This is a genomic window from Noviherbaspirillum agri (genome assembly GCF_054780595.1).
In genome coordinates, this window is sequence record NZ_BAAGWA010000003.1 from 513203 (window position 1) to 526998 (window position 13796).

Annotated in this window: 15 protein-coding genes and 1 tRNA gene; 11 read left to right on the forward strand and 5 right to left on the reverse strand. The window is 58.8% G+C overall.

The annotated features are described in order from the left end of the window. Positions 1-3: 3 nt before the first annotated feature. From ACYVIA_RS07855 to ACYVIA_RS07875, 5 genes are all read left to right on the forward strand, one after another. Positions 4-1167 carry an ABC transporter substrate-binding protein gene (locus ACYVIA_RS07855; RefSeq protein WP_460839562.1) on the forward strand — a complete coding sequence of 388 codons (1164 nt, stop codon included), beginning with the start codon at positions 4-6 and terminating at the stop codon, positions 1165-1167. 222 nt (positions 1168-1389) lie between these two features. Beyond that, positions 1390-1692, forward strand: coding sequence for an ElaB/YgaM/YqjD family protein (locus tag ACYVIA_RS07860; protein ID WP_460839564.1), 303 nt, complete (start codon positions 1390-1392; stop codon positions 1690-1692). 7 nt (positions 1693-1699) lie between these two features. After that, positions 1700-2095: a phage holin family protein gene (locus ACYVIA_RS07865; RefSeq protein ID WP_460839566.1), complete on the forward strand. Its 396-nt coding sequence runs from the start codon at positions 1700-1702 to the stop codon at positions 2093-2095. A gap of 38 nt (positions 2096-2133) precedes the next feature. Next, positions 2134-2535, forward strand: a complete 402-nt coding sequence (locus ACYVIA_RS07870) for a hypothetical protein (protein WP_460839568.1) — start codon at positions 2134-2136, stop codon at positions 2533-2535. 112 nt (positions 2536-2647) lie between these two features. After that, entirely contained in the window at positions 2648-3364 is a 717-nt protein-coding gene (locus tag ACYVIA_RS07875; protein WP_460839569.1) for an OmpA family protein, read from the forward strand. A gap of 121 nt (positions 3365-3485) precedes the next feature. Here the strand turns inward: ACYVIA_RS07875 and ACYVIA_RS07880 are convergent, their stop codons facing one another. Beyond that, positions 3486-4352, reverse strand: coding sequence for a c-type cytochrome (locus ACYVIA_RS07880; RefSeq protein WP_460839571.1), 867 nt, complete (start codon positions 4350-4352; stop codon positions 3486-3488). Positions 4353-4552: 200 nt separating this feature from the next. On the opposite strand from ACYVIA_RS07880, the gene ACYVIA_RS07885 reads away from it, so the two are divergent. The 3 genes from ACYVIA_RS07885 (at position 4553) to ACYVIA_RS07895 (ending at position 8207) form a co-directional block, all read left to right on the forward strand. Next, positions 4553-4628: transfer RNA gene (locus tag ACYVIA_RS07885), tRNA-Arg, on the forward strand. A 1187-nt stretch (positions 4629-5815) separates the two neighbouring features. Then, the gene (trfA, locus tag ACYVIA_RS07890) at positions 5816-6757 is read left to right on the forward strand and encodes a plasmid replication initiator TrfA (RefSeq protein WP_460839573.1); all 942 of its coding nucleotides are present in this window, start codon (positions 5816-5818) and stop codon (positions 6755-6757) included. A 283-nt stretch (positions 6758-7040) separates the two neighbouring features. Beyond that, positions 7041-8207: a cation:proton antiporter gene (locus ACYVIA_RS07895; RefSeq protein WP_460839575.1), complete on the forward strand. Its 1167-nt coding sequence runs from the start codon at positions 7041-7043 to the stop codon at positions 8205-8207. 237 nt (positions 8208-8444) lie between these two features. Here the strand turns inward: ACYVIA_RS07895 and ACYVIA_RS07900 are convergent, their stop codons facing one another. Together ACYVIA_RS07900 and ACYVIA_RS07905 are read right to left on the reverse strand one after the other, a co-directional pair. Further along, positions 8445-9032, reverse strand: coding sequence for a chalcone isomerase family protein (locus ACYVIA_RS07900; RefSeq protein ID WP_460839577.1), 588 nt, complete (start codon positions 9030-9032; stop codon positions 8445-8447). A 150-nt stretch (positions 9033-9182) separates the two neighbouring features. After that, positions 9183-10910, reverse strand: a complete 1728-nt coding sequence (locus ACYVIA_RS07905; RefSeq protein ID WP_460839578.1) for a methyl-accepting chemotaxis protein — start codon at positions 10908-10910, stop codon at positions 9183-9185. A gap of 183 nt (positions 10911-11093) precedes the next feature. Here ACYVIA_RS07905 and ACYVIA_RS07910 point away from each other — a divergent pair, with 183 nt between their 5' ends. The 3 genes from ACYVIA_RS07910 (at position 11094) to ACYVIA_RS07920 (ending at position 12647) form a co-directional block, all read left to right on the forward strand. Further along, positions 11094-11687, forward strand: a complete 594-nt coding sequence (locus ACYVIA_RS07910; protein ID WP_460839580.1) for a hypothetical protein — start codon at positions 11094-11096, stop codon at positions 11685-11687. Beyond that, positions 11674-11877, forward strand: coding sequence for a PsiF family protein (locus ACYVIA_RS07915; protein ID WP_460839581.1), 204 nt, complete (start codon positions 11674-11676; stop codon positions 11875-11877). Before ACYVIA_RS07910 ends, ACYVIA_RS07915 begins: the two co-directional genes overlap by 14 nt. 110 nt (positions 11878-11987) lie before the next feature. Next, on the forward strand, positions 11988-12647 hold the full coding sequence (locus tag ACYVIA_RS07920) for an energy-coupling factor ABC transporter permease (protein WP_460839583.1): 660 nt from the start codon (positions 11988-11990) through the stop codon (positions 12645-12647). A gap of 16 nt (positions 12648-12663) precedes the next feature. Here ACYVIA_RS07920 and ACYVIA_RS07925 read toward each other — a convergent pair whose 3' ends face one another. Further along, positions 12664-13464: an alpha/beta fold hydrolase gene (locus tag ACYVIA_RS07925; protein ID WP_460839584.1), complete on the reverse strand. Its 801-nt coding sequence runs from the start codon at positions 13462-13464 to the stop codon at positions 12664-12666. 92 nt (positions 13465-13556) lie between these two features. Then, positions 13557-13790: a hypothetical protein gene (locus tag ACYVIA_RS07930; RefSeq protein ID WP_460839586.1), complete on the reverse strand. Its 234-nt coding sequence runs from the start codon at positions 13788-13790 to the stop codon at positions 13557-13559. Positions 13791-13796 lie beyond the last annotated feature (6 nt).

The following is a 13796-nucleotide window of genomic DNA, read 5'->3' on the forward strand; positions in this document are numbered from 1 at the left end:
ATCATGTCGATTCGTATTTCCTTGTTCAAGCTGCATCGCTTCACGCAGTTCGCTACTGCCCTGTTGTTTTCTGCATCCACGTTCACCGCCGCCCATGCGGAAAGCGGCGTCACCGCCGATGAAATTGTGCTTGGCCAGACCAGTGCGCTGACCGGTCCGCTCGGTGAACTCGGTTCGGACTCCGCAACCGCGTCGAAAGCTTACTTCGAGTACATCAACGCCCAAGGCGGTGTTCATGGCCGCAAGATTCGGCTGATTACGCTGGATGACGGTTATGACACCGACAAGGCGATCGCCAATGCACAGCAGCTGATCGAGAAAGACGCCGTATTTGCGCTGTTCAATGTGTTCGGTACGCCGGCCAATACCGCGCTGCTGCCGGCCATCACCAAAGCTGGTATTCCCAGTATTGCTCCGTATACCGGCTCGGATGCGGTACGCAAGCCCATGAACCGCTACGTGTTCAACGTGCGTGCCAGTTACGCCGATGAAACCCACGAGATCATTCAACACCTTGGCGTACGCGGCATCGATCGCGTCGCGATCGTGTACCAGAATAATGGCTTCGGCAAGGATGGACTCGCCTCTGCCGAAGCTGCCCTCGCCAAGCGCAAGCTGCAGCCGCATGCTGTGGCTACCATCGAGAACGATGCCTCGGATGCGGCGCAGGCGGCCGCAACCCTGGCTGCATCGTCACCGCAGGCGGTGTTGATGATCACGGCAGGCAAGCCTTCTGCGGAATTCATCAAGGCGTACAAGAAGCTCGCCTTCGGCATGCAGTTTTTCACGCTATCCGTGATGGGCACGCAGACTTCGGTGACCGCACTCGGCAAGGAGGGGATCGGCGTCGTGGTGTCGCAGGTTGTGCCATTCCCGTTCTCCGCCACCAGCGGCATCGTGCGCGAGTACCAGCAGATCATGACCAAAATGGGCGTGAAGAACTGGTCCTTCGCATCGATGGAAGGTTTCCTGAATGCGAAGGTGACGGTTGAGGCATTGAAGCGCACCGGCCGTGACCTCACCCGTGAACGCTTCATCACGGCGCTTGAATCGATGGGCAAGGTCGATTTCGAAGGCTACATGGTCAACTTCAGTCGCAACAATCATCAGGGTTCGCACAACGTCGAACTGACGGTCATCTCGCGCGACGGTCGTTTCCTGCGTTAATCGTGCATCTTGCTGCTGCGGCGCCCGCCGCAGCAGCGCGACACCGGCGCCTGATCTGAGTCAAAGAACCCAGTTCTCGAAAGGCAACGGTGCGTCCTCTACCTGCCGAAGCCTTTACATTTCGTAAATTACCTGAGATAAATAAGCCATATCCTATTCGCAGCCGCACACGTTTTCGTGTGCGGTTCGCTATCACAGTGCTAATTTCTTCAGGAGCTTCTCATGATGAGCAATAACATCAAAACCGTTAGAAACGACATGAACACACTGGTCAAGGACGCGCAGGAACTGTTCCGTGAAGCCTCGCAGGCAACCGGTGAAAGAGCCGAAGAATTGCGAGCCAAAGGCCTGGTGATGCTGGAGAAAGCCGTTGAACGTGCACACGAACTGCAGGCTGTCGCGGTTGAAAAAGGCAAGGCTGCCGCGCGTACCACTGACGAGTTCGTGCATGAGAATCCATGGAAGGCCGTCGGTATCGCAGCCGGCGCAGGCTTGCTGATCGGTATGCTGATCTCCCGCAAGTAAATCGCGCATGGTGGAACCTCAAGAAGCGCAAGCAGAGTACGAGCGGCCCGGCCTGATCGCCGGGCTGGCCGGCGTCGCCAAGAATCTGCTCGGTCTGGTGATGAACCGGATCGAGCTCGCCGCACTCGAGCTCGGCGAAGTCCGCGACAACGCCGCAAAGCTGCTGCTGATCGGCGCGCTGGGTGTCGTCGCAGTCTGCTTCGCGCTGGGCTGCTGGACTGTATTGCTGGTGGTGCTGACCTGGGAGGCGCTGGGCTGGAAGATATTGCTGCTGGTCGCGGCATTCTATTCAGTGCTGGCCATTGGCATCCTGCTGTATGCGCGGTCCATGCTGACCCAGGACAAATTGTCGCTGACGGCAACCATGGCGGAACTGCGCAAGGACCGCGATGCACTGCTTTGATCGGGACTAACGGATAGCGCAAGCCTAGGAGTTGCACAATGAACCGAGCAGAACGCAAGCAGCAACTGATCTCGCAAGGTGCGCTCTACCGGGCGCAGGTTGTCGTCGCCCGGCAGTTTGTGCACGACGGGCTGGAGCCGCGCACGCTGGCAAAGGGCGCGCTGCAACAGCTTGCAATGGCAGCATTCTCTGCGATCGGCGCACGTGGTATACGTAACGGGAGTGGCCTTGCCGGCCTGAACCTCCAGGCAATCCTGCCTGTCGCAACCGGCCTGGTTTCCGCACTGTCAAAAAGGAAGTCACTGGTGAAGGGTGCGCTGCGAGGTTTTATCGTCGCAGGTTCCGTTGCCGGGCTGGTGGCATTCATGGCGCGCAAGAGACGCGCGAACTGGGAAGCTTCGCTTTACGATTCCGACGACATCGCCGACTACGGCGTTTGAGTCCGGTCTTTGACCATTCCGGCAAATTTCTCCAAATTTATCCATTTGTAAATTGCCGAACTCGCATTACCTTCGCCTGTCAAAATGACATTTGATCAATACGAAGGAATGCATGATGCGCAAGCAACTTACAGTCAGCACGCTCGCCGCCGTTCTGGTGCTGGGCGGCTGCGCCAACATGAATGAAGTGGAGCGCGGTACTGCCACCGGAGCAGGCATTGGCGCGGGTGTGGGGGCGGTGCTCGGTGGCGTTACCGGGCCGGGCGGCGGACGCAGGGCCGCGACGGGCGCGGTGCTCGGCGGCGCCGCTGGTGCGGTAATCGGCAATATCTGGTCCAGCCGCATGGAACAGCAGAAGCGGCAGATGGAGGCCGCTACCGCAGGCACCGGCGTTCAGGTTTCGCAAACACCGGACAACCGGCTGAAGCTCGACATCCCGACCGATATTTCCTTCGATACCAATCGCTCCGACATCAAGCCGAACTTCCGTCCGATCCTCGACAAGTTCGCCGCCACGCTGGTCGAAAACCCGTACAGCAAGGTGAGCATCATCGGCCATACCGACAGCACCGGCAACGACGCGATCAACAACCCGCTGTCTGTCAACCGCGCCGCACAGACGCGCGAATACCTGGTCTCGCGTGGCGTCGCTTCCAACCGGATCAACATCGACGGCCGCGGTTCGCGGGAACCGGTCGCATCCAACGACACGGAGGCCAACCGTGCGCGCAATCGCCGTGTCGAGATTTTCGTCGCCGAGCCGCAGGCCACTGCGCAGGCGCCGCAACCGGGGCAACAGCCGATGCCGATGATGCAGCCACAGCGCTGAACATATGGCGTCGCCATGAAGTGCATGGCGATACCTGAAACAGGGAAGTAAAGGCCGGTAAAAGGGCCGATAAAAAAGCCGACCCGCGGGTCGGCTTTTTGTCTTGTGTGACCGCTTCGGCTTACTTGGCAGCGGCAGTCATGTAATCCACGGCTGCCTTGACCTCTTCGTCAGAGGCGCTGGAGCCACCTTTCGGAGGCATCGCATTCTTGCCCTTGATTGCGCTGTTGTACAGGGTTTCATTGCCTTGCTTGATGCGCGGCGCCCATGCTGCCTTGTCACCGAACTTCGGAGCGCCGGCTGCGCCTGTGGCGTGGCATGCGGCACAAGCGGTTTCATACACCTTCTTGCCATCCGGCTTGCTTGCACCGCCGGTGACATCTTTGACTTGCTGCGACGGCGAGGAGGCGACGGGTTCGGTAGCGGAAGCAACTGGTGCGCCGGCATCTTGTGCTGGAGCGGTCGCAGTTGCGCCGTCCTTGGCTGCCGGTTCCTTCAGCTTGCCGCCAGACTGGTTGGCCATGTAGACCACCGCACGCTCGACTTCGATGTCAGCTAGGTCCGGGTTGCCGCCCTTGGCCGGCATGCCGCGGATGCCCTTGATGGCGTTGGTCACCAGTGTGGACTGGCCTTGCGCAATGCGAGCGGACCAGGCACCGGCGTCGCCGGTCTTCGGTGCGCCTGCAACGCCTGTGCCGTGGCATGCAACGCAAACTGCCTGGTACACCGCGTCGCCAGCTTTCAGTTCCTTCGCTCCACCGCTGGCGCCCTGGAAGGTAAATCCTTGATCAGCGACCGGACGCAGGCGGTCAGCGATCGCTTCATCGCTCATCGCGTTCGAGCCGGCACCGACCTTGTCGGAATTGGAGACATACTGCACCAGCAGCACGATGACAATGATCGGTACCAGAAAGCCGGCAGCCACTGCAGCTACAAGCTGCTTCGGTGTCTTGATTCCGGATTGGTGTTCGTTATGTGCGTCGCTCATTTTTCCCTCAATGCAATATAAAAGCCGGCGGGGCGGGTATGCGGAGCGGGCCGGCGGCCTCTGGTGTGTTGCAGCGCAATACCTCGCAAAACCCTTGATTATAGTCGGAAAGATAGGGGTTTGGAACGCAAGCGCCCTGCTTGCATGGACGTGCAACGAGAAAAACGGTATGCTTCAGGCCTCTTCACCGTTCCTCCTACGCGGCTGTAGCTCAGTGGATAGAGTATTGGCCTCCGAAGCCAAGGGTCGTGGGTTCGATCCCCGCCAGCCGCGCCATCATTCCTTAGAAAATCCAAGCAGTGCCTGACCAGCGTCATGAAATGGCGGCATCCGCCAACTCATTGCTTCAGCCGCTTCCTTCTCGGAATTTTGTGCCATGCCGGCGCAGCATGGCCGGCATTGAGAACCTTGCTCTCATTGCCATGCCGCTGTTTTACGCTGCCCGCTGCTGACTTCCCTTAAAAACAATCATTGCATAACGCTTTTAAGCTACTGCATCGGCATGATGTTGTTGTAGTTGCAATTCCTTTCCAGGTACTTGGCCAAAATCCTCTAACGCCTTTCCATGCGAGCCCGTGTCGACATTGCTGGTGTTCGCGTAAGTCGCCCACTCTTGTGAACAGATGGGGCGTGAAGGCGGTTCAGTGCCGGGAAGCAATTCAGGCAGGCGCCGACTATCGTTTTTCGACCGATGCCGCAAACGAATTAAAGGATAGATTAAAGACGATTAAGCGTCTGGAAAAGTCATTTAAGTCTTTGAAATAAAAGGAAATATGCGATCTCTCCGCACGCTTGGAATACGTCGTTGCCGCGCTCGGCATACGATTCTGACGCGCTTCGCATACGTGCCTGTCTCTCTGGAAAAACGATGATCCACGCCCGAATGACGATGGGTGTCCACGCGTGGAAAACGATAGTTTCCGGTGCTTTTTTGTCAGGATGCTGCTCTATATCGCTCCAAAAACGATATTTCATGTGCCTGAAACGGGAAAATCTCGCTGGAAAGACGATAGCAAGGCTTCTCCACGCTCCAGATACGCGCCGCGCGGCGGTAAAACAGAGAATCCGCGCGCCTGGATAGGCTTTTTCCCCAGTATGAGACCACGCTCGAGCGACGAATCCTGCATCAACTCGCCTGGAACGCGGGGCGCAACGCTCGAAATACGTTATCTGCCAGTACTTCCCGGCGTCGGACACGGCCTCTTTTGCTTGCTGCAGGGAAAAACTGCAACGTCCACCCCGCTCGCACCACGCTCGAAATACGAATTTCGTGCCTGAATTTGCGGGAACGCTTCTGTCCACGCTCGAAATACGCGTCGAGCGGTACATGGAAATCGATTTTGGTTCCGTGCCCCTCGCTCGACAAACGTGTGTCCACGCTCCAACAACGCGGCCCCACGCTCAAAAGACGAGTCTTGCCATGATACCTTTGCCACCCGTCAACAAATCTGCTGGAACCAGACATGTCCGCAACGACCGCCAAGCCCAAGTCGCTCAGCGAAGTGCTGCTCAAGATCGAGGCAACGATCGCCAACAACAAGAAGAAAAAAACCGCAGCCGGGCAGTCGGAAATGGCGTTTGGCGACGGCCTGATGGCGGCGGACAGCGTACCGCGCGAGGTTGAGGATGCGCTCAACATCATCCAGCTGCCGCTGTGGGAAAACCAGGTGCGCGGCCTGCCGAATCCGCTGGCGCGTTCGGCTCTGTTCTCCGTGGCGCGCCAGAACGAACCGCGTCAGCACCTGAAGGAGCGGCCGATCACTTCGGTCAAGGGTGTCGAGATTTTCTATACCGGGGAAGAGCTGCGGCAGGACGACGAAGACGTGTTCCTGAACCTGGTGCATCTGGCGCGCAGCCAGCCGCTCGGGCATGAAGTTTCATTTACCGCCTACTCGATGCTCAAGTCGATGGGCTGGCCGACCTCATCGCCGTCTTACGAAAGGCTGCGCCTGTGCATCCTGCGCCTGACCGCGAACGCGGTCGAGATCCGGTTCGACGCCGGGTCTGGCAAGCGCGGCTATGGCGGCACGCTGGTGCAGGAATTCACCTTCAAGGACGAGGAAGACCGCCACTGGAAAGTGCGCCTGAATCCGAAGCTGATCACGCTGTTTGCATCCGACGCCTATACCCAGCTCGACTGGCGTCAGCGCCTGAAATTGCGCTCGCCGCTGGCCAAGTGGCTGCATGGCTTCTACTTCACGCATCGTGAGCCGTTCGGCTACAAGGTCGAAACGCTCAAGGGACTGTGCGGCTCATCCGCGCACCAGCTTTATCACTTTCGCAATGGCTTGAAAAAGGCGCTGGACCTGCTGGTGGAAGAGGGTTTTTTGAAATCCTGGCGCATCGATCCGGTCACCGATGTCGTCACCGTCCTGCGCGCCAGCCGAACGCAGGTGCTGCAATAACGGCGGCCGCACGCGCTGTGCCAATTCGTTGACCGCATCTGTCAGTGCCTGCGACCGGATGGTGCATGGTGCTGCAGACAGACGCCTATCCCGCGCTCGGACAATCTCCTGAAATTCCGGATCGGCTGTGCAATCCTGCAATCGTCCGGGAGTTCGGGCGGCGGGTTGTTCCTTCACTATTTGTACGCCTTGCGGCCGTGAGGGCAGAAAACCCTCGTTGTGCGGCGCGGTACAATTCACGCCCTTTGATCTGCCACGCGCGTTCCGCCATCACTGTGCACCCATGAGTCCGTTCTCGATCCAGATGTATCCCGCCGAGGTTGTCTATCTCGCCATCGTCCTCGCGCTACTCGTTATTCCGAAGATACTGCAGCGCTTTCGCATCCCGGCGCCGCTGACCGCGTTTGCGTTCGGGATCATCGGCGGCCTGCTGGTGGACGGCATCGGCAAGGATCCGACCTTGGCGCTGCTGGCGACGCTGGGCATTTCCTCACTGTTCCTGTTTGCCGGACTGGAAATCGAGCTGGATGTTTTTCACAGCGTGCGCTGGCCGCTGCTCGGACATTTGCTGCTGCGTGCGGCGGCGCTGGCTGCCGTATCGTGGGGCACTCTGCAGTTCCTGGACGTGCCATGGCAGGCGGCTTGTCTTCTGGGCCTGGCCTTGCTGACGCCATCGACCGGATTCATCCTCGATACGCTGGGACAGCAAGGCTTGAATGACAACGAGCGCTTCTGGGTCGCGGCGAAGGCTGTTGCGGGCGAGATCCTCGCGCTGCTCGTCTTATTCTTCGTCCTCCAGTCTGGCTCGGCGATGAACCTGGTCATCTCTACAGTCGCACTCGCTGCGATGATGGCCTTGCTGCCCGTACTTTTCATCCTGTTCGGCCGCTTCGTCCTGCCGCACGCGGCCGGGTCGGAATTTTCGCTGCTGGTGCTGGTGGGGCTGATTGCCGCCTACATCACCAAGCAGCTGGGCGTGTATTACCTGGTTGGCGCCTTCCTGACTGGCCTGGTCGCGCGCTTGCTGCGCGAACGCATGCCGTTGCTCGCATCGGACGACAACCTGCGCGCGGTGCGCCTGTTCGCCTCATTTTTCGTGCCGTTTTACTTTTTCTACAGCGGCACGCGGATTCCTTCGGAAGCTTTCCAGTGGCAGTCGCTTGCACTCGGTCTGGCGATCTCGGCGATCGTGCTTCCCGCCCGCATCGGCGTGCAATGGCTGCACCGCCGCTTTACATTCGACGAAAGCGCGCAGAGCAGCCTGAAGGTGTCCGTCACGCTTGCACCGACGCTGATCTTTACGCTGGTGCTGGCGGGCATCCTGCGCGATCGCTACGGCATTCCCGAAACCCTGTACGGCGCGCTGCTGGTCTACGCCTGCCTGAGCACTGCGCTGCCGTCGGTGATGAAGGGCAAAACGGTGGACTTTGACCCGGCCCAGCGGGTGTAGGCGAGTTTCCCGATGTGGGCAGAGCCCTCCGCGCAACGCGATGCTCAGCGTTGAGGGCAGGGCACAATACAGGTTCTTCCGCGGCGCCCCGCTTTATCCGCGGGAAGCACAATGGCAGGGGCAAAAACAAAAAGGCACCGCAGTTTCTTGCGGTGCCTTTTTGCACTTCTGGCCTTCAATCTTCTTCTATCGGGATGGGCGTTGCGCCTCATTTCCCCGTCAAAGCCGACCGCCTTTTCAGCCGCCCAGCAGCTTCTGCTTCAGTGCCGCATCGGCCGGCTTGTCGCCCAGCCAGATGCGCAGGAATGCATTGGCGAACTCGATGCCTTGCAGCGTGTCGCCAACCTTCTTGTCATTCACCAGAATGTTCAGGCCGGTGCCCGGGATCCAGTCTGCGGTCACGGTGTCTCCCTTGTTCAGCGAAGGAATGGACGCGAAGATCTCGCCCATCTTGACCGTCTGGTTCACGAATTTCGCCTTTTCGGCCTTGTCGGAGTTGGCATTCAGGCCGTCCATGAAGGCCTGGCCGAAGTCCTCGCTGCTGACTTCGCGCAGCAGCACCAGCCTCAGGCGGCGCGGCCCTTGCGTGGCGAGCACGTCGGCGGCGGTGGTTTTCTTTTCCTGCAGGTACAGGCCCGCGACGTAGACCTTGAACATCAGGCGGGTACGGATGCCCGCGCCGTTGAGCTTGAGCTCCTTGCCTGCAACCTTGACCGTTTCGTCGAGCTTGACGCCGGCGACTTCCGTGGCCTGCGCCGTCTGCGCCAGGCCGAACATCATTGCTGCGACTACCAGGAAACGATTGATTTGCACGTTGAACTTCACTTTGCCTCCAGAGGATGATGTTTGCTTGTGCTTGGGCGTGCGCCCAAGCTGCTCACCGTTTCAAACACGTTGCGGTGAAATGTTAAGGCCACGCTGAACAAGTATACGTGCCATCGCGGCACTTGTTCAGCGTAGCCTTTTTGGTCCGCTTCAGAACTCTTCCCAGTCGTCATTGCCCGACACACCGGTGCGTGCCACCTGCCTGCTGTTGGCGGGAGAGGGCGCGAGCCGGACCGCAGCCGATTTGTGTTCCTTCGGCGGCAGGGATGGTTGTTCATTCAGCGGATGGGTTTGGGTCTTGTCCGGCGCGGCAGATGCCACGGCGGCGTAAGCGGTGCCGAGCTTGAATACGCTGACCACGCGCGCCAGGTTGGCTGCCTGGGTCTGCATCGTTTCTGCAGAAGCAGCGGCTTCTTCGACTAGCGCGGCATTCTGCTGCGTGACGCCGTCCATTTCGCTGATCGCATGATTGACGTGTTCGATGCCGGTGCTTTGTTCCTGGCTGGCGGCGGTGATCTCGCCCATGATGTCGGTGACGCGCTTGACGCTGGCGACCACCTCGTCCATCGTGGCGCCGGCCTGGCCGACCAGCTTGCTGCCGGCGGCCACCTTTTCCACCGAGTCGTCAATCAACGCCTTGATTTCCTTGGCGGCAGCGGCAGAACGTTGCGCAAGATTGCGCACCTCCGCCGCGACGACGGCAAAACCGCGGCCCTGTTCGCCCGCACGTGCCGCTTCCACTGCCGCATTCAACGCCAGGATGTTGGTCTGGAACGCGATGCCATCGATGACGCCGATAATGTCGACAATCTTCTTCGACGAGTCGTTGATCGCACCCATCGTCTCCACCACCTGCGACACGACCGCGCCGCCCTTGATCGCGACATCGGTCGCCGAGGCGACCAGTTGATCGGCCTGACGGGCATTGTCGGCGTTCTGCCTGACGGTGGAAGTGAGCTCTTCGATCGTCGATGCGGTTTCCTCCAGCGAACTCGCCTGCTGCTCGGTGCGGGTCGACAGCTCGAGGTTGCCGGCGGCGAGTTCACGCGATGTGGAGGTGATGGTGTCGGTGCCCTGGCGTACTTCACCGACGAGCCTGGACAGGCTGTCATTCATATGCTGCAGCGCGAGCATCAGCGCACCGGTCTCGTCCCGGGTCTTGACCTGGATATCGCTGGTCAGGTCGCCGTCGGCGACGCGCTGGGCGACTGCAACCGCTTCATTGAGCGGGCCGGTGATCTTGCGCGTGGTGATGAAGGCCACGGCAGCACTCAATACGCTCGCGGCAAGCGCAAGCATCAGGATGAAGACGCCGGTGCGTTCCGCAACCTCGACCGAATCGGCTCCGGCCTGCGCCATCTGGCTGTCCTGATGGTGGATGAAGGCATCGAGTTGCGCAAAGTATTTCGCCTGCAGCGGCCGCACGGAGAACATGAATTTCACCAAGGCCTCATCCTTGCGGTCTTCGTTGACGAGGGCGATGAACTTGTCCTCGTTGGGCCGGAATTTGTCGCGGAACTCGGTGATCGCCTTCAGGTGCTCGCGACCCTTGTCATCGGTGATGATCTTGTCCAGCTTCGCAATCGCCTCGTCGGTGCTCCGATTCTTGTCCGGGATGTTGGCGAGTTCCTTCTTGATCTGTTCGGCGTCGTTCATCACGAGAACGTTGAGCATGTTGCGCGAGATTTCGTTGAGGTCGGCCTTGATCTGGTTGGCGATGACCGTTTTCGGGTAGCGGTCCTTCACCATCAGGTTGATCTCGTTGCTCAGTCCCCCAATGCGGATGGTGGACAGGACGGCCAGCGTGATCAGTAATGCAATGACAACGCCGAAACCGAGTGCGAGCCGTTTACCGATGGTGGTCTTCTTGTGAATCATTCTTGTCTCCCTCTTTACAACCCTCCCCCGGCGAGCAGGCGGTCGATTTGTAAATAAAGCAAACGCGTGACTCATTTGCGTTTCTTCGTGTTTTTTTGATGGTATTGCATGGTGGCAACGTTCTGCAAGCAGCATTCGCCGAATAGAAGCAGTTGTCTAGAAAGCGTCTGACAAGCAGGGTTCGTGGCGGTGCCGATTGCAGGCAGCATCGCCGTTCTCTTATGGTGCCAAAGATGCAAGGTCAACCGCGCTGTTTTGGATCTCCATCACATGAAAGGCGCGGTTGGCGTGCTCATGCTCGTCCATGAGGGTTTGCCGATGCTTTTTGCTCCAGGAGGTTTGTTTTTGCTTCGCCATGCATCGCACCGTGGTGATGGCAAGATTGCGGTCTTGCATGACTCGGACATCACGCAAATTGACATGCAAATTGAAGCGCATAGCGAAGCTGCTCAGCCTGACGTCTGCGAAGCGTTTGGAGCAAAGGCATCAACAAAAAACATCAGCGCGCATTGGCACCGGACAACGCATACGAAAGGACAAGGGAAAAACAATGCAGAATTTGCATGTTTGCCTCTTTCAGGCAGTTTCATGGGGGGCGAAGTATGCTGTAATCAGCAGCGCTGTCCCGTGTTTTGCCATCCGTCCGTTTTCGTTTGCACTTACTTATCAGGAGAAGAAGATGAACAAGTTTGCAGGTGCATTGCTGTTGGTATTGCCGGTATTGTTGAACCCTGCATTCGCTGCGACCGAGCAGCAGAACAGAATGACCATGTGTAACAAGGAAGCCGGCGACAGGAAAGGCGACGAGCGCAAGGCATTCATGAAGGAGTGCTTGAGCAAGCCTAAGGCCAGCGCCGCGCAGAAGGCGCAGCAGGAGCGGATGAAGGCCTGCAATGCCGAGGCTAAAGACATGAAAGGCGACGAGCGCAAGAAATTCATGAGCGAGTGCCTGAAGAAAAAGAGCTGACCTCCTTCGTATCCATTACCGAGCCCGCACAAGCGGGCTTTTTTCTTGCTTGCAGTTTCAGCACGAGACCGTCGATCCTCCCGGATTCATCAGAATTTCTATAATGGCGTATGGGCATCTTCACTTTTAATTTTCCGCCGGAAATCGCGTTTCTTGCGATCCTCGCCGCAACGGTCTTTTTATATGGCAATGTCAGGACGGCGCCGTGGCGACAGCTTGCCGGACCGGGTGCTTTTTCTGCCTGGTGTGCGCTCATCATCGCGTTGCCGCTGTTATGGCGTTTTGACATTCCCATTGCGCAGGGAATGGCACTGCACATGCTCGGCATGCCGCTGTTCGTGCTCATGTACGGACGGCAGCTGGCGATGGCAGGCATCGCCATTTCCGCGTTGGCATTTACGGTGCTGGAAAATGGCTTGTGGAGCAATCTCGGCATGAACCTGCTGCTGCTCGCGGTGTTACCGGCTTACTGCGGCGATGTGGTGATGCGGCTGACGGAAAAGTACTTCCCGCGCAATGTGTTTGTGTACTTGCTTGGCAATGGATTTTTCGGCACCGTCCTGATGCTCGCGACGATCGGCCTGATGTCGCTCGGTGTGCACCGCATGTGGATCACCGGTACGCCTCCCGGCGGCGACGTGATTGCCTACATGCTGCTGCTCTCCTGGGGTGAGGCTTTCCTGACCGGCTTCCTGCTCACCATCTTCACCGTGTACCGGCCGGAGTGGGTGCTGACCTTCGACGACGAAGTGTATTTGCGGGGCAAGTAGTTCCTGCCCATATGAATTATCGAGGTGTCCTTGCCTTGATAAATTCGCCTGCGTTCTCGATCAGCCGTTGCGGTTGATCCCGGTGCGGCGAATGGCCACATTCGGCCAGCGGTAACGCCTGTGCGCCGGGGACCCGGCGGGCGATGCCGAAGATCTGCTCCAGCGTCCCGTATTCATCGCCTTCACCTTGTATCGCCAGTACCGGACAGGTAATGGCGTGCAGCTCTTCCTCGATGTTCCAGCTGCGGAAGTCCGGCTTCAGCCAGGTATCGTTCCAGCCGCGGAAGACGGCATCGACATCCTTGTGGTGGCGTCCGAGCCGGCTGCGCAGGTCGGTGCTCCGATACGCTTCGCGTGCATCAGCAATGCCGGCGATCGTGATGTCTTCCACGAAGATATGCGGTGCCACCACGACGATGCCGCTCGCCTCTTGCGGAAACCGCGCCGCATACAGCAGCGCGATCGATCCGCCATCGCTGTGGCCGAACAGCCAGGGGCTTTGCACGCCCAGTTTCTCCAGCAGGGCCGGCAGTGCAACATGTGCCTGTTCGTGCAGGTAATCGACCGCCACTTCCTCGCCGGGCAGGCGCGGTGTGGAACGACCGTAGCCATAGCGCGAGAACACCAGCCCGCGGAAGCCATGCTCCGCGCAGAAGCGGTGTGGAAAATCGCGCCACATGCTGATCGAACCCAGTCCTTCATGCAGGAATACCACAGGCGGATACGATGAATCCGCATCTCCCACCCATTGGTATTCCAATTGGATGATCCGGTTTTTCCACGGCAGTTCGGCAAACTGGGTGTCGGCAGTGTTCAATCTCGCTCCTTGGCGGTTTGTGGAAAAGATGGCTCAGGCGTAGGCTCCCAAATCGACGCGCGTGCAGCAGGCAAGGCATGTTCGTCCTTGCGCTATTCGGCAGATGAAAATTCCGCTGCTGCCTTCGCTGTCCACAAAGCCTTGTTATAGCTCTCGAATGGCTCGTCGTATCCATCGACCTGTCCATTCTCGCCGACGAATTGCGTCCACCATCCGGAGGCATCCTGCACGATGGCAATATCGCCGGCACTACAGTGTGCAGCGATAGTTTCCCCCGGTTCCAGGGTGACGATATTGATGCGCCGATGGGTAATCACGGTCGGCATATGCGC